25 protein-coding genes are annotated in these 22,386 nt (G+C 70.8%); 11 read left to right on the top strand and 14 right to left on the bottom strand.

What is annotated here, in order from left to right; translation table 11 throughout:
• Positions 1 to 65 precede the first annotated feature (65 nt).
• Complete coding sequence (locus FHU35_RS18150; RefSeq protein ID WP_145741533.1) at positions 66 to 1,178, bottom strand: UDP-N-acetylmuramate dehydrogenase; 1,113 nt, start codon at positions 1,176 to 1,178, stop codon at positions 66 to 68.
• Between the two features lie 37 nt (positions 1,179 to 1,215).
• On the opposite strand from FHU35_RS18150, the gene FHU35_RS18145 reads away from it, so the two are divergent.
• The 4 genes from FHU35_RS18145 to purU all read left to right on the top strand — a co-directional run bounded on the left by FHU35_RS18145 (position 1,216) and on the right by purU (position 4,319).
• Positions 1,216 to 1,734 (top strand): DUF2505 domain-containing protein, encoded by a 519-nt coding sequence (locus FHU35_RS18145; protein WP_145741166.1) that lies wholly within the window; start codon positions 1,216 to 1,218, stop codon positions 1,732 to 1,734.
• Positions 1,735 to 1,740: 6 nt separating this feature from the next.
• The gene (locus FHU35_RS18140) at positions 1,741 to 2,595 is read left to right on the top strand and encodes a class I SAM-dependent methyltransferase (protein ID WP_145741164.1); all 855 of its coding nucleotides are present in this window, start codon (positions 1,741 to 1,743) and stop codon (positions 2,593 to 2,595) included.
• A gap of 93 nt (positions 2,596 to 2,688) precedes the next feature.
• Positions 2,689 to 3,414 carry a maleylpyruvate isomerase family mycothiol-dependent enzyme gene (locus FHU35_RS18135; protein ID WP_145741162.1) on the top strand — a complete coding sequence of 242 codons (726 nt, stop codon included), beginning with the start codon at positions 2,689 to 2,691 and terminating at the stop codon, positions 3,412 to 3,414.
• Between the two features lie 32 nt (positions 3,415 to 3,446).
• Complete coding sequence (purU, locus tag FHU35_RS18130) at positions 3,447 to 4,319, top strand: formyltetrahydrofolate deformylase (RefSeq protein WP_145741160.1); 873 nt, start codon at positions 3,447 to 3,449, stop codon at positions 4,317 to 4,319.
• Positions 4,320 to 4,438: 119 nt separating this feature from the next.
• Here the strand turns inward: purU and FHU35_RS18125 are convergent, their stop codons facing one another.
• The 6 genes from FHU35_RS18125 to FHU35_RS18100 form a co-directional block, all read right to left on the bottom strand.
• Positions 4,439 to 4,987 (bottom strand): YbaK/EbsC family protein, encoded by a 549-nt coding sequence (locus tag FHU35_RS18125; protein ID WP_145741158.1) that lies wholly within the window; start codon positions 4,985 to 4,987, stop codon positions 4,439 to 4,441.
• Between the two features lie 19 nt (positions 4,988 to 5,006).
• Entirely contained in the window at positions 5,007 to 5,747 is a 741-nt protein-coding gene (locus FHU35_RS18120; protein ID WP_145741156.1) for an alpha/beta fold hydrolase, read from the bottom strand.
• Positions 5,747 to 6,031 carry a DUF2516 family protein gene (locus FHU35_RS18115; RefSeq protein ID WP_145741531.1) on the bottom strand — a complete coding sequence of 95 codons (285 nt, stop codon included), beginning with the start codon at positions 6,029 to 6,031 and terminating at the stop codon, positions 5,747 to 5,749. Before FHU35_RS18115 ends, FHU35_RS18120 begins: the two co-directional genes overlap by 1 nt.
• Before the next feature lie 114 nt (positions 6,032 to 6,145).
• Positions 6,146 to 6,838, bottom strand: a complete 693-nt coding sequence (locus FHU35_RS18110; protein ID WP_145741154.1) for a hypothetical protein — start codon at positions 6,836 to 6,838, stop codon at positions 6,146 to 6,148.
• 6 nt (positions 6,839 to 6,844) lie between these two features.
• Positions 6,845 to 7,261: a helix-turn-helix domain-containing protein gene (locus tag FHU35_RS18105; RefSeq protein WP_145741152.1), complete on the bottom strand. Its 417-nt coding sequence runs from the start codon at positions 7,259 to 7,261 to the stop codon at positions 6,845 to 6,847.
• 93 nt (positions 7,262 to 7,354) lie between these two features.
• A complete protein-coding gene (locus tag FHU35_RS18100) occupies positions 7,355 to 7,735 on the bottom strand; it encodes a VOC family protein (protein WP_186459485.1) in 381 nt (126 codons plus the stop codon).
• 103 nt (positions 7,736 to 7,838) lie between these two features.
• On the opposite strand from FHU35_RS18100, the gene FHU35_RS18095 reads away from it, so the two are divergent.
• Positions 7,839 to 8,384 carry a CGNR zinc finger domain-containing protein gene (locus FHU35_RS18095; protein ID WP_145741148.1) on the top strand — a complete coding sequence of 182 codons (546 nt, stop codon included), beginning with the start codon at positions 7,839 to 7,841 and terminating at the stop codon, positions 8,382 to 8,384.
• A gap of 34 nt (positions 8,385 to 8,418) precedes the next feature.
• On the opposite strand, the gene FHU35_RS18090 is transcribed toward FHU35_RS18095, so the two are convergent.
• Positions 8,419 to 9,627 (bottom strand): DUF445 domain-containing protein, encoded by a 1,209-nt coding sequence (locus FHU35_RS18090; protein WP_145741146.1) that lies wholly within the window; start codon positions 9,625 to 9,627, stop codon positions 8,419 to 8,421.
• A 201-nt stretch (positions 9,628 to 9,828) separates the two neighbouring features.
• Between FHU35_RS18090 and FHU35_RS18085 the strand changes: the two genes are divergently transcribed.
• A complete protein-coding gene (locus FHU35_RS18085; RefSeq protein ID WP_145741144.1) occupies positions 9,829 to 10,998 on the top strand; it encodes a pyridoxal phosphate-dependent aminotransferase in 1,170 nt (389 codons plus the stop codon).
• A gap of 9 nt (positions 10,999 to 11,007) precedes the next feature.
• Here the strand turns inward: FHU35_RS18085 and FHU35_RS18080 are convergent, their stop codons facing one another.
• From FHU35_RS18080 to FHU35_RS18065, 4 genes are all read right to left on the bottom strand, one after another.
• Positions 11,008 to 13,620: a CHAT domain-containing protein gene (locus FHU35_RS18080; protein WP_246110390.1), complete on the bottom strand. Its 2,613-nt coding sequence runs from the start codon at positions 13,618 to 13,620 to the stop codon at positions 11,008 to 11,010.
• Complete coding sequence (locus tag FHU35_RS18075) at positions 13,617 to 14,090, bottom strand: hypothetical protein (protein ID WP_145741142.1); 474 nt, start codon at positions 14,088 to 14,090, stop codon at positions 13,617 to 13,619. Before FHU35_RS18075 ends, FHU35_RS18080 begins: the two co-directional genes overlap by 4 nt.
• Positions 14,087 to 14,713 carry an RNA polymerase sigma factor gene (locus tag FHU35_RS18070; protein WP_246110389.1) on the bottom strand — a complete coding sequence of 209 codons (627 nt, stop codon included), beginning with the start codon at positions 14,711 to 14,713 and terminating at the stop codon, positions 14,087 to 14,089. Before FHU35_RS18070 ends, FHU35_RS18075 begins: the two co-directional genes overlap by 4 nt.
• A 70-nt stretch (positions 14,714 to 14,783) precedes the next feature.
• Complete coding sequence (locus FHU35_RS18065) at positions 14,784 to 15,650, bottom strand: S8 family peptidase (protein WP_246110388.1); 867 nt, start codon at positions 15,648 to 15,650, stop codon at positions 14,784 to 14,786.
• Between the two features lie 576 nt (positions 15,651 to 16,226).
• On the opposite strand from FHU35_RS18065, the gene FHU35_RS18060 reads away from it, so the two are divergent.
• Positions 16,227 to 17,258 carry a hypothetical protein gene (locus tag FHU35_RS18060; RefSeq protein ID WP_145741137.1) on the top strand — a complete coding sequence of 344 codons (1,032 nt, stop codon included), beginning with the start codon at positions 16,227 to 16,229 and terminating at the stop codon, positions 17,256 to 17,258.
• Between the two features lie 384 nt (positions 17,259 to 17,642).
• Here the strand turns inward: FHU35_RS18060 and yczR are convergent, their stop codons facing one another.
• Entirely contained in the window at positions 17,643 to 19,088 is a 1,446-nt protein-coding gene (gene yczR / locus FHU35_RS18055) for a MocR-like transcription factor YczR (protein ID WP_145741134.1), read from the bottom strand.
• 61 nt (positions 19,089 to 19,149) lie between these two features.
• Between yczR and yczE the strand changes: the two genes are divergently transcribed.
• Entirely contained in the window at positions 19,150 to 19,797 is a 648-nt protein-coding gene (yczE, locus tag FHU35_RS29350; RefSeq protein WP_246110387.1) for a membrane protein YczE, read from the top strand.
• Positions 19,798 to 19,918: 121 nt separating this feature from the next.
• Here yczE and FHU35_RS18045 read toward each other — a convergent pair whose 3' ends face one another.
• Complete coding sequence (locus FHU35_RS18045) at positions 19,919 to 20,545, bottom strand: maleylpyruvate isomerase N-terminal domain-containing protein (RefSeq protein WP_246110386.1); 627 nt, start codon at positions 20,543 to 20,545, stop codon at positions 19,919 to 19,921.
• A gap of 135 nt (positions 20,546 to 20,680) precedes the next feature.
• On the opposite strand from FHU35_RS18045, the gene FHU35_RS18040 reads away from it, so the two are divergent.
• The 3 genes from FHU35_RS18040 (at position 20,681) to FHU35_RS18030 (ending at position 22,378) form a co-directional block, all read left to right on the top strand.
• Positions 20,681 to 21,358 carry a maleylpyruvate isomerase family mycothiol-dependent enzyme gene (locus FHU35_RS18040; RefSeq protein ID WP_145741132.1) on the top strand — a complete coding sequence of 226 codons (678 nt, stop codon included), beginning with the start codon at positions 20,681 to 20,683 and terminating at the stop codon, positions 21,356 to 21,358.
• Positions 21,359 to 21,516: 158 nt separating this feature from the next.
• The gene (locus tag FHU35_RS18035; RefSeq protein WP_145741130.1) at positions 21,517 to 21,957 is read left to right on the top strand and encodes a helix-turn-helix transcriptional regulator; all 441 of its coding nucleotides are present in this window, start codon (positions 21,517 to 21,519) and stop codon (positions 21,955 to 21,957) included.
• A gap of 10 nt (positions 21,958 to 21,967) precedes the next feature.
• Entirely contained in the window at positions 21,968 to 22,378 is a 411-nt protein-coding gene (locus tag FHU35_RS18030) for a VOC family protein (RefSeq protein WP_145741128.1), read from the top strand.
• Positions 22,379 to 22,386 lie beyond the last annotated feature (8 nt).

Here is a 22,386-nt window from a genome sequence, read left to right as displayed (position 1 = left end):
CACCCACACCATTTAACACGCAGTGTTATCAATCAGTCACTAAGAGTCACCCTTACGGTCGCTAGTCAGACCTCGCAGTCGACCATGACCGGCTCCGGCACGAGGGTGACCCCGAAGGCCGCACGCACGCCGTCCCGGACCTCGCGCGCGAGTTCCAGCAGATCAGCGGTGGTGGCCCCACCTCGGTTGGTCAGCGCGAGGGTGTGCTTGCTCGACAGCGCCACGCGCCCGCCCGGCCCCTGGTGCCCCTTGGCGAAACCGGCGCGCTCGATCAGCCACGCCGCGGACAGCTTGCCGCCGCCCTCGGCCGGGTACTGCGGAATCCGCTGGTCGGCACCGACCTTCGCGGCGATGCCCGCGATCACCTCGGGCAGGTCCGCCTCGGCGATGATCGGGTTGGTGAAGAACGAGCCCGCGCTCCAGGTGTCGTGATCGTCGGGATCGAGCACCATGCCCTTGCCGCGCCTCAACTCCAGCACCGCCTGACGCGCCTTCGCCGCCTCGACCCGCTCGCCCGGTTCGACACCCAGCGTTCGGGCGAGCTCCGCGTAGCGGATCGGCGCCGACAGCCCGCTGTCGCGGAGCGAGAACCGCGCGCGCAGCACCACCGCGGCGTCGCTGTGCTTGAGGACGCTGTTGCGGTAGGTCAGGCCCAGATCAGCGGCCTGCACGGTGCGCACCCGACCGGTGCGGCGGTCCAGCAGGTCCACCGAGACCAGCAGCTCCGAGATCTCCACGCCGTAGGCGCCGACGTTCTGCACCGGGGTCGCACCGGCCAGACCGGGGATGCCCGACAGGCATTCGAGCCCGCCCAGGCCCTGCTCGACCGAGTCGGCGACCACCTCGTCCCAGTCCTCGCCCGCCTCGGCGGTGAGCTGGACCACGCCGTCACCGACGTTGTCGTACTCGCGGCCCTTCGTGACGATGCGCACGACGTGACCGGCGAACCCCTCATCGCTGATGACCAGGTTCGAACCGCCGCCGAGCACCAGCAGCCGGTGTCCACCGTCGTCGGCCGCCCTGACCGCGTCGATCAGCTCGTCGTCGCTGGTGGCGACCACAGCGCCGGTCGCGGGACCGCCGAGCCGCAGGGTCGTGTGCTCGGCGAGCGGCGAGCCGCGGCCCGGCCGCTCGCCGGGCAGGGCAGTGTCGTCGCGCACTTCTTCGGCACCGGACATAGAGGCACTCACGATTGCCAAAGGTAACCTCCGCTGCATGGCACGCCGCATCGAGCACCGCAGCACCTCCGAACGGTCCGCCGTCGAGGTGTACCGGGCGCTGATCGATTCCGATTACCTCGCAGCACGCCTCGAGGAGCTCGGCGGATCCACGGCGTCGCTGGTGAAGCACGTGGACACCGACGACGGCGCTCGCTTCCAGACCCGGCAGGGCATCCCCGCCGACAAGCTCCCGTCGGTGGCCCGAACGGTCGTCGGCGGCGATCTCCTCATCGACCGCAGCGAGTCGTGGCGACGCGAGGAGGACGGCCACTACACCGGCGAGATCGCCGCGGAGATCGCCGGCGCGCCGTGCTCGGTCACCGGATCGATGTGGTTGCGCGACCTCGTGTCGCCGACCGGCACCGCCGTCAGCGAGCTCGTCGTGGAGGGCACGGTCAAGGTCACCGTCCCCTTCGTCTCCGGCAAGCTCGAAGACCTCGTCGTCGACCAGGTGCAGAAGATGCTGGTGGACGAGGACAACTTCACCGCCGCCTGGCTGGCCCAGCGCGGCTGAGCCGCGATGAACGTTCCGAAGAAGCGCAACCCACGGCTCGCCGCCGGCCGCGCCAGGGCGATGGGCATGCCGACCCGGGGCACCACGAACCCCAACCGGCTGCGCCGCATCGACCGCTGGATCGCGGGAACGCCGCAGGTGGCGCGGGCCGTGCGCAGCTCGGACGAGCCGGTGGTCATCGACCTCGGCTACGGTGCCACCCCGACGACCACGGTCGAACTCGCGCAGCGGCTGTCCGGGCTGCACCCGCGGCTGCGGGTGGTCGGCCTGGAGATCGACCCCGACCGGGTGGCAGCGGGCAAGGCCGTCGCCGACCCTCCCCGGCTGGAGTTCCGCCGCGGCGGCTTCGAACTCGCCGGGCTCGCCGCGGGGATTCGCGGCGCCTCCGGTCCCGCGCTGATCCGAGCGCTCAACGTGCTGCGGCAGTACACCGAACCGGAAGCGTGGAAGGCCTGGGACGAGCTGTGCTCCCGCCTCGCGCCCGAAGGACTGCTGGTCGAGGGGACCTGCGACGAGATCGGCCGCCGCTGCTGCTGGGTGACCCTCACCCGGGAAGGGCCGCGCACGCTCACCTTCGCCTGCCTGCCCTCGGACATCGAGAAGCCCTCCGACCTCGCCGAACGCCTGCCCAAGACGCTGATCCACCGCAACGTTCCGGGTGAGCGGATCCACGCGCTGCTCACCGAGCTCGACGTGTGCTGGGCCAAGGCCGCTCCGCTGGCCCCCTTCGGTCCCCGGGCGCGCTGGGCGCACGCCGTCGGCCTGTTCGCCGAGCGGGGCTGGCCGGTGCTCGACCGGCGCCGCCGCTGGCGCCTCGGAGAGCTCACCGTCCCCTGGACGACGGTCGCCCCGGAGATCTGAGCCGCCTTCCGGCACAGGGTTTCCGCGGGGACCGCGACGACCCGCGGGAGTCGTTCCTTTTCGCGTGCGGGGCGAAGCGACTTTAATGGGGGCATGGCTCTCGACTTCCACCTCAGGGCGTTCCAGGAGCAAGCGGAGTCCTTCCGGCGCGCGGTGCTGCAGGCGGACCCGGACACCGTCGTGCCCACCTGCCCCGGCTGGGACATCCGGCGGCTCACCGGGCACGTCGCCCGCGCCTACGCGCGCGCTCGGACGTCGCTGACGGTCGAGCCCGGCGGCACCAGGCCGGAAATCGCCGAGGCGCCAGCGGATTTCGACGCCGCGCTGTCCTGGTGGGACGAGCTCCGCGAGGACCTGCGAACCCGGCTGTCCACGATGGACCTCGACCGCGAGGTGTGGTGGTTCTCCGCGAGCGCCACCCCGGAGGACTGGGCCCGGCGGGTCGCGCACGAGACCGCGATCCACCGCCTCGACGTCGAACTCGCCCTCGGGCAGGGCGGTGACCTGTTCTTCGATCCCGAGCTGGCGGCCGACGGCATCGACGAGATGCTGACCAGGCTGCTGCCGCTGGGCGACTGGACGACCCGGCAGCACGAGGGCACGGTGCTCTACCACGCGGCGGACGCCGGCCGGGCCTGGCTGGTGACCTACCGGGCGGGCGAACCGCCTGCGACCGGGGCTCCGTCCGACGCCGGGCTGGAGACCGGCGCGACCGTCGCCGGGACCGCCGACGCCCTCTACCGCCGCGTGTGGGGACGACCGAGTTCCGCTGTGGTCACCGGCGACACCGCACTCGCCGACGTGGCCGCCGGACGCTGAGAGAACCCACCCCACCTGCAACAATCATCTTCGTGAGCTCTTCCGAACGCCGTTTCGTCATCAGCCTCGGCTGCCCCGACCGCACCGGGATCGTCGCCCGCGTCTCCGGTTTCCTCGCCGAGCACGGCGGCTGGATCGTGGAGGCCGGTCACCACACCGACACGGCGACCGGCTGGTTCTTCACCCGGCAGGAGGTGCGCGCGGACTCCCTGCCCTTCGGCGTCGACGAGCTGCGCGCACGCTTCGCCTCCGTCGCCGAGGAGCTCAGCGAGCGCGCCGAGTGGCGGATCTGGGACACCGCCGAACGTCGCCGAGTCGTCGTCCTGGTCTCCAAGGAAGCGCACTGCCTGCACGACCTCCTCGGCCGGGTCGCTTCGGGCGAGCTGGACGTCGAGCTGTGCGCGGTGATCGGGAACCACCCCGAGCTCGGCCCGATCACCGAGGCGCACGGGATCCCGTTCCACCACGTGCCCTTCAGCACCGACCCCGACGCCAAGGCGGCTGCGTTCGACCAGGTCAGGGCACTGGCGGAGGAGCACGACCCGCACGCGATCGTGCTGGCCCGCTTCATGCAGGTGCTGCCGCCGGAGCTGTGCGAGCGGTGGACCGGGAAGGCGATCAACATCCACCACAGCTTCCTGCCGTCGTTCGCCGGTGCCCGGCCGTACCACCAGGCCTACGAGCGCGGGGTGAAGCTGATCGGCGCGACCTGCCACTACGTGACGGCGGAGCTCGACGCGGGACCGATCATCGAGCAGGGCGTGATCCGGGTGGATCACACCGACGACGTGGCCGACATGGTCCGCAAGGGCCGCGACATCGAGAAGATGGTCCTGGCCAAGGGCCTCCGAGCCCACGTCGAGGACAGAGTCCTGGTCCACGCCAAGCGCACAGTCGTCTTCTGAGCGCCCGATCTCGGAGCCGTTCCGGGAAGGCGCGCCGCACCAGGTCCCAGTTTTAGTCCAAACCGAGGACCCTCCGCGCCCGAAATGTCGGCTCAGTTATGACTAAAACTGGGACGGGATCAGCGGGCGAGGTCTTCGACGATCTCTGCGGTGGGGAGTGCTGCGAGGACTTCCGCCGGGGTGATGAGCTTGCTGCGGCGGAGGCCGCTCCCCACGACCACCACGCCCGCCTCGACGACCCTCGGATCGATCAGGACCGGCCACGAGTCGGGGAGCCCGAACGGGGTGATCCCGCCGTACTCCATGCCGGTCAGCGACACGGCCTCGTCCATCGCGGCGAAGGACGCCTTGCGGACGTCGAGCCGGCGCTTGACCACGCCGTTGACGTCGGCCCGGGTGGTGGCCAGCACGACGCACGCCGCGTGGCGGACCTCGCCGGACCGCTTGCCCGCGACCACCACGCAGTTCGCCGACCGCTCCAGCGGCGAGCCGTACTCCTCGCAGAACGCGGCGGTGTCGGCGAGTTCGGGGTCGATCTCGGTGGCACCCACCCGGTCGTCACCGATGCCGCGCACGGACTCGGCGACCGGATCGGCCAGCAGGTCGAGCCGTTCGAGCGCAGTGGTGACGTCCAGCTTTCCCGCCGCTTCGGACCAGTCGAATCCCATGGCCCGAACGATAGAGGCTTCAGCGCAGGAAGTTCGTCAGCAGGTCCCGGAGCTGCCTGCGGTGGGTGAGCATCGGGGCCTGCGACTCCAGGAGCTCCAGCCGCGCCTCGCGGAACGCGGCAGCCGTCGCCTTCGCGGCCGACGCCGGGTGCAGGGGATCGTCGGTCGCACCGATGACCAGCACCTCCGCGGTGGCCTCGGCCAAGGCGCCCGCGTCCGGGACGGGGACCTGCTCGGGCAGGTCGCGCAGCGCTTCGGAGAGCCGGGAGAGGGCGTGGGCCCGCTGGTCGAGGTGATCGCCGACCTCGACACCGGGCGGGATCTCGGCGGCCAGGACCTCGCGCAGGCTCGCACCGCCGTCGTCGGCGGCAACGGCATCGGCCAGGCGCTCGTAAGCCCAGGCCGCGGCGGGCTCACGAGGACGGTCCAAGGCCGCGGGGAGCAGCAGCGCGAGCCGCTGGAAGCGGTCGGGACGTTCGGCGGCGATGCGGGTCAGCGCGCCGGATCCGAGCGAGACGCCGACCGCTTGCGTCGCACCGGCCTCGTCGGCGACCGCGAGCACGTCGGCGGCGACCGAACCGTAGTTCCAGTAGCCCGCCGGAGCGTCCGGAGCCGATCCGTGGCCGGGCAGGGTCACCACGACCCGGGTGCCGCGCAATCCGGATGCGGGGATCCGTGCTTCGCCCTCGGTCGCGCCGAGTCCGTGCACGACCAGCGTCACCGGGGCGCCGGTCCCGAGCACCCGCGAGCGGGCGCGCACTACCAGGACCGTCCCTGGACTTCCTTGACCTTGGGCCGCACGTCGACGATGTAGACGAGCGCGGCGACCAGACCGGCGATCCAGATGATCCCGTACGGACCGCGCATGTCGAGGATCAGCAGGACCGCGGCGGCGCCGGTGATCCCCATCCAGGCCAGTTTGTTCAGCTTGTCCGCGGCCGTGAAGGCATCCGCGCGCTGCAGCGCGGCGTGCACGAACGCGAAAACACCGACCGGGACGCCCGCGATCCAGATGACCGACAGGATCCACCAGTACAGCGGCATTCCGCTCGAAAAACCCACGGCTCCACCTTACGTGTCGGGCTCAGCGGAAGGCACCCGCCTTCACAGCGGTCGGTCCCGGCACCCCTCGGGTACCGGGACCGGCGCTCGCGGTGATCAGTTGCCGCTGGTCTTGGGGCTGGTCGACTTCTTGGCGGTGGTCGCCTTGGGGGCGGCCGGCTTGGCCGCCGGTGTGGCCTTGGCCGCAGCCGGCTTGGCCTCGGCGGGCTTCGCCTGAGCGGGCTTGGGCTCAGCGGGCTTCGCGGTCGCCTTGGCCTCGGCCGGCTTCGCGGCCGGCGTGGTGGCGGGCTCGGCCGGGGTCGACTGGGCGGTCTCCGGCTCCGAAGCGCCGGTCTCCTCGTTGGTGAAGGTCCGGGTGACCCGGCCCAGCACGTCGTCGGCCAGGCCGCGCACGTCGCCGACGGTGTCCTCGACCCGGCCCTGTGCGGTGCCCACCTGCTCGCGGACCTTCTTCACCTGCGAGGAGTCCTGCAGCTTCTTGAAGGTCTCCTCACCGTGCTCGGTGAGCTGGTCGTAGATCTTGCGGGCCGACTCGCCGTAGGTCTCCAGCTGCTTGCGGACCTCGGACGGGTCCAGCTTCGCCTTGAACTCGGTGAAGTCCTTGGGCAGCTCGGAGCGGGCGGACTCGGTGCGCTCGTTGACCTGCGTGCGGAACTTGTTCACGGCGTCGAGCACGGCCTGAGCGGCCAGGTCACCGGCGCCCAGCGCCGCCAGCAGCGGGGTGCGCGCCTGGTCGACGCCGTCCTTGAAGGCCTTGTTGACGTCGTCGGTCTTGGGGAAAGCCGGCATCGCGGTTCACTCCTCGGGTTGGTGGGTGTTCCCGTCGGTGTCCCCGTCCTCCGCGGCGTCCTGCTCGCGCCGGAACGAGGAGTAGATGTCCAGAAGCACTTGTTTCTGCCGCTCGTTGAGCTCCGGGTCGGCGAGGACCGCGTCGACCACGGGCCCTGACTCGCGGCTTTCCAGGATCCCGGCCTGCACGTAGAGCGCCTCGGCGGAGATCCGCAGACCCTTGGCGATCTGCTGCAGGATCTCCGCGCTCGGCTTGCGCAGGCCGCGTTCGACCTGGCTCAGATACGGGTTGGACACTCCGGCGAGCTTCGCCAGCTGCCGCAACGAGATCTGCGCGTTGTTGCGTTGGGTCCGGATGTAGCTCCCGAGGTCGCTGACCGCCTGGTTCACAGCTTTGGGGACGGCTTTGTCCATCCGCTCCATCGGGCACCTCTCCGGCTCAAGACCCACGATAACGCCGAGTGCTAACTATTGCAAGCACCCAGCTAACACCTTGCTCCCACTCCGCGAACAACCCTACTGAGCTGCGCACATGCAGAAGGGATGACCTTCTGGATCGGCGTAGACGCGGAAGTCCGCGTCGAGCCGATCAGCCGGTTGCGGCAGCTGGACCGCTCCCGCGGCCAGCGCTCGCTCGTGCCCCTCGTCGAGCGTGCGCACCCGGACGTCGAGGTGCGCCATCTGCGGAACCTCCGGGCTCGGCCAGCTGGAAGGCCGGTGGTCCGGGGCCAGTTGGAAGGCGAGCGGGGCCCCACCCGACGGATCGGCGAGCTCCACCCAGTGATCCTCGGACTCCGGCTCGTCGATCTCCCAGCCGAGCAAGCGCCCGTAGAACTCGGCGAGTCGTCGCGGGTCGGTGCAGTCGATCGCGTACGCGGCGAGCTTCAGCGCGGTCATCCTCATCTCCTCCCTAACCGATGAACGTGTGACGACGGTTACTAACCGTCAAGAGGCAGGATGCTGGTTAGCGGGGTCGGCCGCAACCCCCTACTGGCTTACGATGGTGTCCGTGAACAGCAGAGCTGTCGCTCCGGAAGTGGACCGCGCGTCCGTGCTGGAGGCGGTCGGACTCGACTTCGACCACGACATCGAGCTAGTCCTGGCCTTCCTCAACACCTGCGACGCGGAGAAGGGCACCGAAGCCCTCGGCGATCACGCCGACTGGCAGCGGTGGTGCACCGAACGCGGACTGGTCGTGGTTCCCGAGGTCGAAGCCGCCCGCGAAATGCGCGACACGATGCGCTCGGCGGTCTCCTGCGGGATGCGTCCCGCAGGCTTCGCGAACACGACGTGGCCGGTGCAGGTCCAGCTGCGCAACGGCGTCCCGTCGCTGGTCGGTGTGGACGCGCTCGGCAGCGTCCTCGTGGCCGCCGCGCGCCTGGTGCACACCGAGCACTGGGATCGGATCAAGATCTGCCCGGCCGAGGACTGCCTGTGGGCCTTCTACGACCGCTCCCGCAACCGATCCCGCACCTGGTGCTCGATGCGCGTCTGCGGCAACAGGGAGAAGGCCCGCTCCTGGCGCGAGAGGCACACCACGGCTTAGGCGCTCGCAGAGATCGGGTGCCCGTCGCCCAACCTCAGAACAGCAGCTCCGAGATCGTGTAGATCGCGAGGCCGGCCAGGGCGCCGACCACGGTGCCGTTGATGCGGATGAACTGCAGGTCGCGGCCGACCTGGAGCTCGATCTTGCGCGAGGTGTCCTGGGCGTCCCAGCGCTCCACCGTGTCGGTGATCAGCGTGGTCAGCTCGTCCCGGTAGTTGGCCACGACGTAGGTCGCGGCGCCCTCCAGCCAGCCGTCCACCTTGGCGCGCAGCTCGGGTTCGGCGTGAAGCCGGGCGCCGAGCGAGCGGAGACCGTCCCTGACCCGCACGCGCAACTCGCTGGAGGAGTCTTCGGCGGCGTTGAGCAGCATCTTCTTCGCGGTGCCCCAGGCCGAGGACACCAGGTTCTGCACCTCGGGGTGCTCGAGCACCTGGTGCTTGATCTGCTCGGCCCTGGCCATCGTCTTCTCGTCGTGCTGCAGGTCCTCGGCGAACTCGACCAGGAAGCGGTCCACCGCCTGCCGCATCGGGTGCTCCGAGTCGGTCCGCACCGCCCAGGCGAAGGAGAGGACCTCGGCGTAGATCTTGTCCGCCAGCATCGCGTCGACGAACTTCGGCGACCAGGACGGCGCCCGCTGGCTCACCACCCGCAGCACGGTCTCGTGGTTGTCGCGCACCCAGTCGTAGGCGCGGTCGCAGACCAGGTCGACCAGCTTGTGGTGCGAGCCGTCGCTGAACACCTGGCCCAGGATGCGGCCCAGCGGCGGCCCCCACTGCTGGTCGACGAGCTTGCGGACCACGCCGTGCTCGATGATCGCCTGCACGTCGTCGTCGCGGAGCACCTGCACGGCACCGCGCACGGCCGTGGCCAGCTCGGAGGTGACCCGCTCGGCGTGATCGTCGGCGTCGAGCCAGAGCCCGATCCGGCGGCTGATCTCCGCGCTGCGCAGCTTGTCCCGCACCACGTCCTCGGCGAGGAAGTTGGTGCCGACGAAGTCACCGAGGCTGCGGCCGATGGTGTCCTTGCGGGTCGGGATGATCGCGGTGTGCGGGATCGGCAGCCCCAGCGGGCGGCGGAACAGCGCGGTCACCGCGAACCAGTCGGCGAGCGCGCCGACCATGCCCGCTTCGGCAGCGGCTCGGACGTAGCCCACCCAGGCGCCGGCCCCGGCGTTCTCCTGCCAGCGGGCGAAGAAGTAGACCACGACCGCCACCAGCAGGAATCCGGTGGCAACGGCCTTCATCCGCCGAAGACTCCGGCGCTTTTCCGTATCGGGAACCGATGTGGGGTGCACACATCGATTGTTGCAGCGTTTCCGGACGAAACGGGGCGAACGTGGTGGCGTGGCCTTCCTCATACCCGTGTCCGCGCCGCCGCCGAAGCTCCTGAGGCGGGAACAAAACGCTGGTCACGGGCTTCGTCCGATGCATTAGGCTCCGCAGGCGTGCGCACTCCTGCTCTGACCTCCCGCCTCCGGCCCTTCACGTCCACGATCTTCGCGGAGATCACCGAGCTGGCCCGCCGGACCGGCGCGGTCAACCTCGGCCAGGGATTTCCCGACACCGACGGCCCGGAGAGCATGCTGCGCGTCGCGCAGGAGGCCATCGCCAACGGCGTGAACCAGTACCCGCCCGGCGCGGGTGAGCCCGAGCTGCGCGCGGCCATCAGCGAGCACCGCGCCGCTCGCTACGGCATCGAGCACTCCCCGGAAGATCAGGTGCTGGTCACCGTCGGAGCCACCGAAGCGTTGACGGCGACGATGATCGCGCTGGTCGAGCCCGGTGATGAAGTCGTGCTCATCGAGCCGTACTACGACTCGTACCCGGTCGCGGTCGCCATGGCCGGCGGGGTCCGCAAGACGGTCGGTCTCCGCCAGGGGCCCGACCACCGGTTCGAGCTCGACCTCGACCAGCTGCGGTCGGTCGTCGGCCCGCAGACGCGCGCGCTGGTGCTCAACTCGCCGCACAACCCGACCGGCACCGTGTTCACCGACGACGAGCTGGCCGCGATCGCCGAGGTCTGCCGGGACAACGACGTCGTCGCGGTCACCGACGAGGTCTACGAGCACCTGCTCTTCGACGGCCGCGAGCACCACCCGCTGGCCGGGCTGCCCGGCATGGCCGACCGGACCGTGTCGATCTCCAGCGTCGGCAAGAGCTTCAGCGCCACCGGCTGGAAGATCGGCTGGGTGTGCGGTCCGGCCGAGCTGGTCGGAGCCGTGCGCGCCGCCAAGCAGTTCATGACCTTCGTCGGCGGCGCACCGTTCCAACCGGCCGTCGCGCACGCGCTGCGCACCGAGCTTGCCTGGGTGGATCGGCTCCGCTCCGACCTGCAGGGCAAGCGGGACCGGTTGTCGCAGGGCCTCACCGAGGCCGGGTTCGACGTGCTCGACAGCGAGGGCACCTACTTCATCTGCGCCGACGTGCGGCCGCTCGGTTTCACCGACGGCGCCGACTTCTGCCGGTCGCTGCCGGAGCGCGCCGGGGTCGCGGCCATCCCGGTTCAGGTGTTCTGCGACAACCCCGACGACTTCAGGCACCTGGTCCGCTTCGCGTTCTGCAAGAAGGACGAGGTCCTCGACGAGGGCATCCGCCGCCTCCACAAGCTGCGGTAGTCCGGTCGCTCAACCACCTCCGTAGCCGATGCAGATGAACCCGGTTTCTCCGTGCCGCGCTTGGGCTTCCGCGAGCGCTGCCGCCGGTGGCAGGCCCTCGTCGAGCGCGTCGTGCAGCGCCAGCATCACCTCCGCCGTCCGCTCGTCGGGGACCGGGACGACGCTCGCGATCACCGTCGCCGTTCCGCGATCGAGCAGGGTCGCGGTCAGCCCGCTGAGCTGATCGCCCTTGCTGATCGCGGACTTCCCCACGTCGCAGGCCGAGAGCACGACCGTGGTGGGGCTGCGGCGCAGGCCGTCGAGGTCGTGCGCGTAGAGCGGCCCGTCGTCGAGATCGAGGCACGACAGCAGCGGCTGGTCATCGCGGAAGTGACCGTGAGCGGCCAAGTGCGCGACGCGGGCTCCGTCCAGTTCGGACAGGACGAGATCGGTTCTCGCCCTCGCCCCGGTGAGCACGCGTCCTCCGTTGCGCCGCTGCAGCGCGGCGACCTCGGTTTCGGCGTGGTCGAGATGCGGGCCCGCCACCCACACCTTGGCCCCGGCCGGATCGGCCGCGCGAGCACGCGCCGCTCCGCCCAGCCAGCAGCGGATCGACGGGCTGACCGTGACCGCGGTGCCCCGGCACGCGGGCAGCACCGCCCACGGCAGCAGGTGCAGCCGACCGGTGGGCACCACGACGAGTTCACGTCCCTGATCGAGCGCGGGCAGCACCGGCGCCAGCAGCTGCGCCTGGAGCTCGGTGGCCGCCAGCTCGACGCCGTGCTCGAACATCGGTGCCGCTCGCGAGGCGATGCCGCAGGCCTGGCGTGCGAGCAGGTGCCGGAGCCGAACCGCCTGGCTCTCCGCGGCGGCTTCGGGGCCGAGCACGTGCAGTTCGACCTCACCGTCCACGATGGACACCGCGAACAGCCGGCCCCGTTCCGAGAACAGGCTCAGCAGCACGGCGTCCCCGAGCTCCGCGCTGATCTCACCGAGCTCGGCGGGTGCGCGCAGCCGGTCGGTGCGGCCCTCCACCAGAACCGCCTGGTGCCGCACCCGTTCTTCGAGCTCGGCAACGGTGCTCATCGCGCTCGGCACATCTGCCGCGCGCTGAGCGTCGAGCACCGCCCCGCGCAACCGGACCAGGGCGGCGTTGAGCCGCGGATCTGACGGCGGGCGCAGCGCTCGCCGGTGCAACGCGCCGGCCCGGGACCGCTCGGTCCAGCGCAGCACCAGTTGGGGATCGCCGATGCGCAACGCGGCGCGCAAGGCGACCTCGCCGAGCTCGTCGATCAACCCGAGCGCGTGCACCCGCAGTTCGAACGGAGCCATGCCCGCGGCCTGACCGTCGACGGCCTCGAGCCCGGCGCGGCATGCCCGCAACAGCCGCGAGGTGCTGCCCTCCTGCTCGGCGAGCAGCGCCTCGGCCAGCCACCTCAGAGCTCGCAACTGCGGTGGCATGGCGCGCTCACGGAGCTGGGCGCAGCGCCCGAGCAGCTTGCGCGCCACCGAGTTCAGCCCCGCCAGCTGCGCGGTCCGCCCGGCCGCGAGACGGAGCTCGGCAGCGGTGGCACGCCACCCGAACTCCTCGCACGCAGCGGCCGCCCGGCGCGCCGCCGTCAGCGCGTAGCGGGTGTTCTGCCCTGAGGCCAGCTTGGCCTGCCACACGATCGCCGACGCCAGAGCGGCCCACGCCGGGCGCTTCTGCCCCCGGAACAACCGTCGCGCCGCGCTCGCCGCCTCGGCCGCTGCGGCCGGATCGCCGTCGCGCAGCGCGCATCCGGCCAGCGCCAGCCGGGTTTCCGCGAGCCTGCCCTGCCTCCCGGTGGCGGCCAACCGCTGCGCGGCCTGTTCCATGACCGAGCGGGCCTGCCTGGTCAGTCCCGCCGCGGCGAGCGCTTCGCCCCGGTCGACGAGCGCCTCCGGGTTCGCGGTGCCGTCGAGCCCAGCAGCCGCAGCCTCCTCGAAGAGCCGCAGCGCCAGAGGCAGATCGCCTGCCCGGAACGCCACGCAGCCACGGTTGTGCGTGCAGGCCGCTGCTCGCATTCCCCGGCCATCGGCGGCGAAGATCCGCTCGGCGGCGGCCAGGTCCTGCTCGGCTTCGGTCAACCGGTTGGTGTAGAGGTTGGCCAGACCGCGGCCGAGCAGCGCGTTGGCGCTCCAGTGCCGGTCTCCCTCTAGGTGCACCAGCGCGCTGGTCAGGCGCATCCGCGCGTCGCGGTGATGACCGCGCTGGCAGTGCAGCAGCCCGCGCAAGCAGGTCGCCCGCGGCCGGTCCTCGGCCGGCAGGTGCGGTTCGGCGGCGGCGAGGTTGGCCCAGCTCGCGCCGGTGGCCCCGCGTTCCAGCTCGATCCACGCCAAGGTCAGCTGGAGCTGCGCCGCCCGCTTCGGCCATCCGCCGCGCTGCGCGGTGGAGAGCCCGAGCCGCACGTGCCTGCGGGCCTCGTCGACCCGTCCGAGCTCGACCGCCGCGAGCGCGGCGATGTGCCGGGCCAGCACCCGCAACTCGCCTTCCGGAGCCGCGCCGGACAGCAGCCGCTCGGCCTCGACCAGCGCGGCCCTCGGTGCTGCGGTCGCCTCGTCGCGCCAGCGCAGCGCTGCTGCGATGGCGCCCGGCGGTGCCACCGCCGTCGCGGCGCTCAACAGACCAGCCAATCGGCGATGGCGGCCTCTGCCCGCGCGGGGCGGAAGCCGACGCTCAGCGGCCCGCGCGGAACCTCGGTCACCTCGAACGCGCCGTGCCGGTCCAGTTCGCCGATGCGCTCACCGTCCGGGTGGCGCAGCACGACCTCCCCGGTCGGCGTCGCCTGTCCGGCCCGGTTGAGCACCAGCCCGGACACCGTGACCAGACCGGCGGCCGTGGGCACCAGGTCCATCTCGAGCACCCGTCCGGGCATCGCGAACGTCAGCACGCGCGGCCGCGGTCTCCCGGAACGCACTCCGACGAGTTCGTCAGCGGAATCGCCGACGAGCTTGAGCTCCCCCCGGTCTCGGCCGGCCGCGCGCAGAGCGACCGCCGCGTACGAGTCGGCCAGCACTCGGTCCGGGACCGGGTCCTGGGTCTGGAACATCTCGCGCAACCGGCGCAGTTCCGCCGGGATCGACTGCTTCATCCCGCCACCTCCTCGGGCAGATCGGTGCCGACGAGCCGCCTGCGCAGCTCGGCCAGGCACCGGCCCTTCTTCGGGCCGATCGTTCCTCTGGGTATTCCCAACGCCTCGCTGACCTGGGCGTAGCTCGCCTCTGGCGTGACCGCCAAGACCCGCAGGAGCTGCTGGCAGCGCTGCGGCAGCGCTCCGAACGCCTTCGCCAGGCGCGTGCCGGACACCATGCGCAGCGCCAGCTTCTCGGCGGCCTCGGAGTGCTCGGTCGCGCCCAGGTGGTCGGTGTCGAGCCCGACCGGCGCCTCTCTCGCACGGGCGCGGCGCAATCTGATCGCCTCGCGCCTGGCGGTGGTGACCAGCCAGCCGGGCAGCGCCTCGGGATGGCGGAGGCGCTCGAGGTTCTCCGCCAGCGACAGCCAGGTCGCCTGGCAGACGTCCTCGGCATCGGCGGTGCTGCCGGCGAACGCTCGCGAGACACCCCAGATCACCGGCGTGTACACGTCCACCAGTTCCCGCCACGCCTGTTCGTCCCCTGACGCCGCCCGATTCAGCAGCACCGCAGCCGGACCGGCTTCCCCGACCTCGTACACGACCAGCACCTCCGGAGCTCGGTGATCTCTCTTCCTTCCCACCGAGTAAGAGGACGAAGGGGGCCTCAAAGATTCAGTTGGCGGCGGATACCGCACGATCGGGTAAAGCTGATCACTCCGCGGCGACGGGCTCCGGCAACGCCGTCGCGTACGGGTAGAAGTGCTCGACGAGTTCGCGGGCCCGCGCGGGATCCCGGTCCGCCTGCAAGGCGGTGGCGACCACCGCGGCGACCCGGGGCGCGGCGAAGGACGTCCCGCTCCAGCGCGCGTAGCCGTAGCGGCGACCGCCGCCGGACGTCAGGCGGACGAAGCTGCTGCGCACGTCGACACCGGGTGCCGCGGCGTCGACCCAGTCGCCCGTGTTGGAGAAGGGCGCGACCTTGCCGTCGGGGCCGGTGGCGGCCACCGCCAGCACCTCCGGCGCGGCTGCCGGCCAGAAAGGCCTGGTGCTGCCGTGGTTCCCGGCGGCCGCCACGACGACGGCCGGGGACATCGCCTCCAGCGCCGCGGTCAGCACGTCCGGGCAGCGGTCGTCGATCGTGCGGCACCCGGAGGACAGCACCACCACGTCGACCGGCTCGCCGCGGCGCTGGGCCGCTCGGCGCAGGGCGCGCAGCCCGGCGGCGACGGTGTAGTCGTCGGTGAAGCCCAGCGAGGACAGCACTCGTCGCGGCCTGACGATCGCCCCAGGGGCGTGCTGCAGCACGACACCGCTGACGAACGTGCCGTGTCCCGCCTGCCGGTCCTGACCGGAGTCGTCGTCGGCGTCCAGCTCTTCCGGAACGGCCTCGAATCCGGAGCGGCCGGCGAACCAGGGATGCGGATCGCAACCGGTGTCGAGCACGCCGACGAATATCCGCGGTTCCCATTCAACCCAGGGCGGCTCGGCGACCGGACGGGTGAATTCCGCTTCCTTTCCGGTGCCGAACATCACGGGCGTTCCGAACATGACCGGGCTGCCGACGTGAACGTTGTTCACCGACACTCCCGTGCCTTCCCTCGCCAGATCGACGCAGTGGTCGCGTTCCGCATCGCGGAGTCGAATTCGGGCGAGCAACAAGTCTTCGTCGTGGTGCACCCGATCTATCCACCTGCGGTATCTGTCGAGAACGGGGTCCAGCGAATCCGCCGGGGCGAGCAGCTCACCCCGCCTGACCAGGCATTCCCCATTCCCGCCTGGATCGTGCAACAGCATCTCGTGGCCGTAGGAGGCCCAGATGCGATGAAGGTCATCGAGACCCAGTCGTTCCTGAATTTGTTCCTGATCCACAGCGGACACTCTGCATGTTTCGGGCCAAGTCCACAGCGGACGAGACTCCTTCGAGGAAAGGGGACTAGTCCGTCCGGCAACATTTGGCCCTTCCCGGGTCCCCCGAATGCATGGAGAATGCTGGCCCAACTGTCGTGATCGTCGCTCCAGGTGGTCCGAAATCGCCCCCTGGAGTGGTTGAATGTCAGCCGGAGGCGCCGTTCGCGGCGCAATCGTTGCCCCACCGCGCCGAGCAGCGCGGACTGGACCGAATTGGCGGTGGTGACCGTGAAGGGAATTCGCGCAATGCGCGGTCCCCGGTCGCGCACCGCCGCGTTCCTCGTCCGGACATCGGTCTTCAGCTTCCTGTGCCTGGGTGTGATGGTCGGCGGCGCTTCAGCAGCGTCCGCTGCCGAGAACGCGCACGCCGACAAGCCGAGCGCCTCGCACTCCGTCTCCGCGCACGCGTCGAGCGAGCCGGACTCCGGCCCGAAGACGAAGGGGTCGGACTCCGCCGGATCGGCCAAGCCCGCGGCGAAGGCCTCCGAATCGAAGACCACCGGCGAATCCGCCGGGCAGGGGAAGCCCCGGAAACCGGCAACACCGGCCAAGCCGGCGAAGACCAAGCCCGCGAAGGCCAAGCCCGAGAAGGCCGAACCTGCGAAGGCCGAGCCGGAAGCGCCCCGGGAAGCCGAACCGGCGACCCCCGCGGTGCCCGCTCCCGCCGAGCCCGACGTTCAAGCTCCGGCGGAACCCGAGACCGGCACCACCGCATCGGCTCAGGGGCAAGCGGACTCCGCGTCGAACGCGAGCTCCGCCTCGAACGGCAATTCCTCGTCGAACGCGAACTCCGCTTCCGAGAGCAATTCCTCGTCGAACGGGAACTCGTCCGAAGGCAAGTCCGCCTCCCAGGGCAAGCCCGGTTCACCCGCGAAGGCGGGCCAGCCGCGCTACGTCAACCCCCAGGCCATCGCCCACGCTCAGCCGAACGACCCGGACCCCGCCCTGTTCAGCGGGCCGGCGACGCGTCAGTCGGCGAAGGCGACGAGCACCAGCACCGCCCGCGACGACGCGCAGCCGCGAGCGCCCGACGACGGTCGAGCGCCGGACGCCGAACCGCCGGGCAGCTCGAGTCCCGCTGCGCCTTCTCCCTGCTCGCCTCCCGCGAGCTCGTTGACCGCTGCGAACGTCGGCGGCATCGGAGGCCTGCGCAACGCGCACGCGATCCTGCCCAGCGCACCTGATCTCTCGGACAGCGCCGCCTTCTTCGTGGCTCAGCGCGACATCGGTCCGGACATCAGCACCCGATCGGCCGAAACCACCGCATCGCCTGACTAATCACGGCAGGCCGACCTGCGTCGAACCGCTTCTGCGGCGACGCTTGTGCCAACACACCCGATGAACTCCGATCCGGACGTCTGCGCCCGACCGGATCGGAACGGGGCGCCACCAGCCCATCCGGCGGAGTCGCTGTGAACGATCGCTGATCAAGCGTTTCTGACCTGCCGATACTCGGGACTGGGCCCTGGCCCCGGTGCCGCAATTGCCCCTGCGGCACCGGGGTGGCGTCCTTCAGTCGAACCGTCCGTCGGCACGTCGAGGGGCCGTGCCGACGGACGGCCGACAACCACTCCTGGGTGAAGTCCGTGCGGTATCCGCACGAGATCTCGCGCGGATTCCACCTGGCGCGGGGCCTGAAGTTCTCTACGAGGGGTGTGAGCTTCAGGCGATGGGAACGGTGAGCGGGTTCGGTGCTGGTCCAGGCCGCACCGAACCCGCTGCCGCAGCCAGCCGCTGGATGGCTTCGACCAGCCGCTCGCCCGGAAGCGTGTAGGGAACCCGGATCCAGCGCTCCAGCGACCCGTTGACCGAGAAGCGGGCGCCCGGCGCCAGCCGTACCGCGTGCGCCTCGGCCGCGACGGCCAGCCTGCTGGCGATGGGGGCGCCGACGTCGCACCACAGCGACAGCCCGCCGTCGGGCATCCGGAAACGCCACTCCGGCAGGTGTTCCCGCAACGCCGCGGCCAGGACCTCCAGTCGCTCCCGGGCTTCCTCCCGCCTCCGGGCGAGCAGCGGTTCGGCGTGGTCGAGCAGTTCGGCGAGCAGCAACTGCTCGAGCACCGGTGTTCCCAGGTCCGTGGCCGCGCGCCCGAGGATCAGGCGCTGCACGAACTCCTCGCTCGCGCGGACCCAGCCGAGACGCAGCCCGCCCCAGAACGACTTGCCCGCCGAGCCGATCGTGATGGCGCGCTCGGTGAAGCTCGCCATCGGCGGTGGTGGCTCCTGCCCTGTGAGGTCGATGTCGATCAGCGTCTCGTCGATGACCGCGTTGGTGCAGTTGCGGGCCAGCGCCGTCGCTAGCCGCGACCTGCCCTCGGCGTCCAGCCGCACGCCGGTGGGGTTGTGGAAGTCGGGGATCAGGTAGGCGAGCCGGGGCGCGGTCTGGCGCAGCGTCGCGGTGAGCAGCTCCAGGTCCCAGCCCTCGTCGGTCATCGGAACGGCCACCGGCATCACGCCGTGGCCGCGCAGCGCTTCGAGGGCGTTGGGGTAGGTGGGGTGCTCAACGAGCACGCGCTCGCCGGGAGCGACCAGAGTGCGCAGGACCAGGGCGAACGCGTGCTGCGCACCGTTGGTGACCAAGATCTGCTCGGGGTTGGTGGGCACGCCTCGCGCGGTGTAGCGCTCGGCGATGCGAGCGCGCAGCGAGGGCAGCCCGTGCGGCTGGTAGCCGTGGTCGCCGAGCTGCTCGACGAGCCGCACCTGCGCGCGTTCGACGGCCACGCGCAGCTCGGGCGGAGCCGCGGGCGTGGCCTGGGCGAGGTTGAGCACTCCCGGGTCGCCGGAGGGGAACCAGCCGCCGTGCATCTCGTTGGCCCGCCGCGAATCCGGCAGCGTCACCCACGACCCCGCGCCTCGGCGGCTGGCCGCGAAGTCGTCCTCGCGCAGGCGTTCCAGAGCCCTGGCGACCAGGGTCCGGCTCACGTCGAGAGCGGCGGCGAGCTCTCGCTCCGCGGGCAACCGGGTTCCCGGCGGCAGCCGTCCGTCGAGCACCAGCTGGCGCACGCTCTCGGCCAGCAGCTGCGAGGAGGGCCGGGATCCGCCGCGCCAGGCTCCGAGCAGGTCGACGAGCTTGTGGGCGTGGATGTGCGCGCCTGGCGTCGGCAACATGAGTCCAGATTAGCGAAATTGGATATCGATATGAAGTCCAATCGAACCGTATGAAGGGTTCATGGCCTCAACACAGGTCCAAGTGGATCTCTCACTGCTGTCGATGCGATTCCGCCCGCTGGCTCGGTTTCCGCAGTTGGTCGGCGGTCTCCTGCTCTACGGCGCGAGCCTGGCGCTGATGGTGCGCGCCGATCTCGGCCTGTCGCCGTGGAGCGTTCTCGACCAGGGCATCTCCGAACGCTTCGGGGTGAGCATGGGCGCGGCGAGCGCGCTGGTCGGTGTCGCGGTGCTGCTCGCCTGGCTGCCGCTGCGGCAACGTCCGGGCGTGGGCACCGTCGCCAACGTGCTGCTGATCGCGATCTCCGTCGACGCGACCCTCGCCCTGCTGCCCCCGGTGGAGGGCCTGGCGCTCCAGGTCCCGCTGCTGGTCGCCGGGATCGCGCTCAACGCGCTGGCGACCTCGACCTACGTCGGCGCCCGCCTCGGCCCAGGTCCGCGCGACGGGTTGATGACCGGGCTCCACGCGCGGACCGGCACGTCGGTCCGTCTGGTGCGGACGTCCATCGAGGTCTGCGTTCTCGCGGTGGGATGGTCGCTCGGCGGCACCGCGGGCCTGGGGACCGTTCTCTACGCGGTGGCGATCGGACCGCTCACACAAGCATGCCTGCCGTTCACCGCCGTGCGAGTGAAAAAAGATCTCTGCCCCTAGAGACATCTTGGATACCACGCAGTAGCATTGACGCCGTCCACCTGACCCCCAGGGGTGGACCTTGACGCCCCCGCACTCCCGGTAACCCCCAGGCCGGTCGAGCGCGGGGGCGTCGTTACGTCTAGAGGGCGTTGATTGTGGACGGCGCCCGCTCGACCCGGCTCAGCGCGCGCAGCACCGCGGTCTGCCCGTGCCTCCCGACGGCCAACCTGGACAACAGCGCCAACACCGGCTCCAACACATCAGACGGCAGTTCCGGTGTCGCGAGCCCAACGCTGACCGCGAGGTCATCGTTGTGCACTGCGATCTCCATCATGCGCGTGACCAGGTAGTCGTCCAGCCTGATGGCCCGACGGGCGTGCTCGACGAGCTTGCCTGCCGGAGCGGCGGAAAGCGCTGTGCGCGACTCGTCGACCGCGGCGTCGAGCCTGCCCAACAACGCCGCGTGTCCCTCGGCCGCGACGTCCTCGCCCAATTCCCGCAGCTTCACGTTGATCTCGGCGTGCACATCCGCGCCGACCCAAGGCATCCCGGTGTAGTAGTCGAGCAACGAGATCGGCTCACCGGCCGGGCCGTCGGCAGCGAGCAAGCCGGGCAAGCGCAACACCTGCGCGCCCAGATGCCCCACCAGCCCGGACACCCGGAACTCGGCCAAGGCGCTGTCGCGTTCCCAAGCTTCGGCGACCGAAGGCTCGCGCATCAGCTCGACGGCGATCTCGGCCGCCTTCAGATAAGCGTCCCGCACCACGAAGGCCTCCCCACTTCCGGTCGCGGTGAAGCTACCGCCCGCCACCGACACCCTTCCGCCGAGACGCCGTCCCCGCACCGAGGAGATCTTGCAATCCCCACTCCGATGTCGTCCGGTCGACCTATCGTCACCGCCATGGACTTCCTGGGGGAGCTGACCCGGCAGCTCGGTGCCTTTCGCGATCTGCTGCACGGGGACCTGTCCGTCCCGATCGAGCACTGCCCCGGCTGGACGCTGCGCGACCTGGCCGATCACCTGGGCAACGAGAACCGCTGGGTGGCCACCGCGGTTCGCGACGGGCACGGCGACCACGTGCGCGCTCCGGCGCCCGATCACGCGCTGATCCCCTGGTTCGAGGAGACCTGCGCGGAGATGCTGGCGGAGCTGACGACGGACCCGGACGAACCGGCGTGGACGATCGCGCCGCCGAACACCGTCGGGTTCTGGCACCGTCGACGTTGCCACGAGACCGTGATCCACCGCTGGGACGCCGAGAACTCGCTGGGCCGAATCACTCCGATCGATCCGGACCTCGCTACCGACGGCGTCGCCGAGGTCTTCGACACGATGGCCCCGCGCCAGGTCGCCCTGCGACGGTCCCCGGCTCCGCAGCATGCGATCCGCTTCAACGCCAGCGACACCGGCTCGGCCTGGACCTACGGCCCCGGTTCGGCGGTCGCCGACTGCACGGCACCGTCGGAAACCCTCTACCTCCTCCTCTGGAACCGTCTCGCCCCGAATGATCCAGCGGTCACCTGGTGCGGAGATCTCGAAGCCGCCCGCACCACCCTGACTGGCCGGCTGGTCCCGTGACGGTGATCTGCCGGTCCTGCGGGTGGATCTATCCGGGCAGCTGGGAAGGGGCCGGCGCGAGGGCGCTGCTGGCCTTCACCGGGCGTCACCCGTGATCAAAGCCGTCCCTCGGGACGAAACGGGCGCGGCCGTCGGGGTGGCGTGGCAGGATTTTCCAGGTGAGCAGGTCATCCGGTGGTGCGGCGCGGTTGCGGGACCTGGCCTTGCTGCGGCAGGTCCGGGACCGGATCGACCGCGAGCACGCGCAGCCGCTGGACGTCGAGGCGCTGGCCCGCGGGGTGAACATGTCCGCAGGTCACCTCAGCAGGCGGTTCCGAGCCGCCTACGGCGAGTCCGTCTACTCGTACCTGATGACGCGTCGGATCGAGCGCGCGATGGCGCTGCTCCGCCGCGGTGATCTGAGCGTCACCGAGGTCTGCTTCGAGGTGGGCTGCTCGTCGCTGGGCACCTTCAGCACCCGGTTCGCCGAACTCGTCGGGATGCCGCCGAGCGCGTACCGGCGCGAGGCGGCCGGAACGGTGGCGATCGTGCCGTGCCTGGCCAAGCAGGTCACCAGACCGGTCAGAAATCGAGAAGCACCCGGCGCGGGCAGCTCCTAGCGTGATGGCCATGGACATCAGCATCAACGCGAGCTTCCTCCCGCAGGACGACCCGGAGGCCGCCCTCGCCTTCTACCGCGACCTGCTCGGCTTCGAACTCCGCAAGGACGTCGGCTACGACGGGATGCGCTGGCTGACCGTCGGCCCGCCCGGACAACCCGGCACCTCGATCGTGCTGCACCCGCCGGCCGTCGACCCGGGGATCACCGAGGACGAGCGGCGGATGATCAGCGAGATGATGGCCAAGGGGACCTACGCTGGAATCCTGCTGGCCACACCCGATCTCACCGCCACGTTCGACGAGCTGCAGGCGGGGGACGTCGAGATCGTCCAGGAACCGACCGACCAGCCCTACGGGATCCGCGACTGCGCGGTCCGCGACCCCGCCGGGAACATGATCAGAATCCAGGAAGTGCAGTGAACGGAGCC

The organism is Saccharopolyspora dendranthemae (assembly GCF_007829955.1).
GTDB lineage: Bacteria > Actinomycetota > Actinomycetes > Mycobacteriales > Pseudonocardiaceae > Saccharopolyspora > Saccharopolyspora dendranthemae.
Note: the sequence above shows the minus strand (reverse complement) of the source record. Positions and strands in the feature narration are given on the sequence as shown.

Coding starts and splice junctions, on each gene's coding strand:
- FHU35_RS18030 (WP_145741128.1), top strand. CDS start 21,968: ATGGACATCAGCATCAACGCGAGCTTCCTCCCGCAGGACGACCCGGAG.
- FHU35_RS18115 (WP_145741531.1), bottom strand. CDS start 6,031: ATGCCGCTGTACTGGTGGATCCTGTCGGTCATCTGGATCGCGGGCGTC.
- FHU35_RS18135 (WP_145741162.1), top strand. CDS start 2,689: ATGGCTCTCGACTTCCACCTCAGGGCGTTCCAGGAGCAAGCGGAGTCC.
- FHU35_RS18140 (WP_145741164.1), top strand. CDS start 1,741: ATGAACGTTCCGAAGAAGCGCAACCCACGGCTCGCCGCCGGCCGCGCC.
- FHU35_RS18105 (WP_145741152.1), bottom strand. CDS start 7,261: ATGGAGCGGATGGACAAAGCCGTCCCCAAAGCTGTGAACCAGGCGGTC.
- FHU35_RS18075 (WP_145741142.1), bottom strand. CDS start 14,090: ATGAAGCAGTCGATCCCGGCGGAACTGCGCCGGTTGCGCGAGATGTTC.
- FHU35_RS18090 (WP_145741146.1), bottom strand. CDS start 9,627: ATGAAGGCCGTTGCCACCGGATTCCTGCTGGTGGCGGTCGTGGTCTAC.
- FHU35_RS18110 (WP_145741154.1), bottom strand. CDS start 6,838: ATGCCGGCTTTCCCCAAGACCGACGACGTCAACAAGGCCTTCAAGGAC.
- FHU35_RS18150 (WP_145741533.1), bottom strand. CDS start 1,178: ATGTCCGGTGCCGAAGAAGTGCGCGACGACACTGCCCTGCCCGGCGAG.
- yczE (WP_246110387.1), top strand. CDS start 19,150: ATGGCCTCAACACAGGTCCAAGTGGATCTCTCACTGCTGTCGATGCGA.
- FHU35_RS18060 (WP_145741137.1), top strand. CDS start 16,227: ATGCGCGGTCCCCGGTCGCGCACCGCCGCGTTCCTCGTCCGGACATCG.
- FHU35_RS18145 (WP_145741166.1), top strand. CDS start 1,216: ATGGCACGCCGCATCGAGCACCGCAGCACCTCCGAACGGTCCGCCGTC.
- FHU35_RS18100 (WP_186459485.1), bottom strand. CDS start 7,735: ATGACCGCGCTGAAGCTCGCCGCGTACGCGATCGACTGCACCGACCCG.
- yczR (WP_145741134.1), bottom strand. CDS start 19,088: ATGTTGCCGACGCCAGGCGCGCACATCCACGCCCACAAGCTCGTCGAC.
- FHU35_RS18125 (WP_145741158.1), bottom strand. CDS start 4,987: ATGGGATTCGACTGGTCCGAAGCGGCGGGAAAGCTGGACGTCACCACT.
- FHU35_RS18040 (WP_145741132.1), top strand. CDS start 20,681: ATGGACTTCCTGGGGGAGCTGACCCGGCAGCTCGGTGCCTTTCGCGAT.
- FHU35_RS18095 (WP_145741148.1), top strand. CDS start 7,839: ATGGTGTCCGTGAACAGCAGAGCTGTCGCTCCGGAAGTGGACCGCGCG.